At 43.6% G+C, this 1,364-nt stretch carries 2 protein-coding genes; both read left to right on the top strand.

The genetic code is table 11. The features are described from left to right. Nucleotides 1–133: 133 nt before the first annotated feature. Entirely contained in the window at nucleotides 134–457 is a 324-nt protein-coding gene (locus D0T84_RS22200; protein ID WP_163310095.1) for a DUF6046 domain-containing protein, read from the top strand. A gap of 29 nt (nucleotides 458–486) precedes the next feature. Further along, nucleotides 487–1,364, top strand: an 878-nt coding sequence (locus D0T84_RS22195) for a hypothetical protein (protein ID WP_163310094.1), incomplete at its 3' end; no start/stop codon positions are given.

The following is a 1,364-nucleotide window of genomic DNA, read 5'->3' as shown; positions in this document are numbered from 1 at the left end:
TGTGGCTGTCCTGCATCAAAGATTCCAACAATAAATATTAATGAAAAAGAAGAAAACGAAATGGATTTAAAAGCGACAGCAAAAGCCCTCGGTTTGCCCGAAAGTGCAAGTGAGGCGGAAGTAAACGCAGCCATTGCAAAAGGGATTAAGGCCTCACAAGACCTTGCCCTATTCATGTATTGCCGAGTTCAACCGTTCCAAAAATATCACAAAAACGGAAGTATTGGGAGGTGTGGGCACCGTGAAAGAATTGTACGGACTTGGAGATTGGGATATAACAATCAGAGGCATTGCCATTGACAGCCGAGACGGCACGGGTACAACCGCACGTGAGCAAATAGAAACATTATGCAAGTGGGCGGAGGTTTGCGATACCATAGGGATAATGCTTTCGCATGGACCTCTCCCGCAGGTAGCAACCAAGCCCACGAAAATAGACCTCCATTCTTTACAATAGCGTATATAATGAAAGTAAAAGATTAAGCAATGGTAAGTTTAAAACAATTATTTGAATGGTTTACGACTGGAAAATTTCCAACGGAAGCCCAATTTGCAGAGCAATTCAAATCGTTTTGGCATAAGTCAGAGCGTTTGCCTCAATCACAAGTACTCGGTCTTACCGATGCCCTCAACGACTTAGAACAAAACAAAGCCTCACATGAGGACTTGGAAGCCGTAAAGGAGGAAAACAAACACAATCTCGGTTATTTTTCCACGCTTGGAAAGTTAGAAGCTGATATTGCAAGCGGTGCGGTAAGACAACCACAAGCGGGTGATAAAGCGGGTATTTTAAGTACAGACACAATATGGGAATATAAAAACGGTTCGTGGTCTGATACAGGTGTGGCAATATCCGAAGATGTACCCGCCGTGTATGCTCAATTATCCATTATCTCAAACACCGAATACCTTTTTGCTATAATAGATGCCAAAGATGCTATTCTTTGCGGATTTCGCCGTAACGGCGACATTTATGTCTCCAAAGGTATGCCCGAAGACACCAAAGCATCCCTAAAATTAAAACTGAACTATACAGATATTGTCGGCGTATTAGGTAACACGGGCAAACCCATATCCGATACCGCCGTTAATGCCGCTATCGGCGCAATATCGAGAATACTATCCGTTGTAACCGATAGCGAGGGGCGAATAGAAGTGACGCTGGACGCTGAAAACAGGATTTTATCGTATCGCCGTAAGGACGGTACAAAGTGGGAATGTACCTTTGAAACAGAAACAGCAACCATAAACGACAAGATACAACTATCAGTCAAAGCCATAACCCAACTTAAACAGGATTTAATAGACAGCGGTTTTTCTCCGGGCAAAGGTACAGGCGACTGGTCGGAACAATCCGATATTGC

Source organism: Dysgonomonas sp. 521 (genome assembly GCF_010501055.1).
Classification (GTDB): Bacteria; Bacteroidota; Bacteroidia; order Bacteroidales; family Dysgonomonadaceae; genus Dysgonomonas.
The sequence above is the reverse complement of the archived record's forward strand: the minus strand, read 5'-3'. Positions and strand labels throughout refer to the sequence as shown.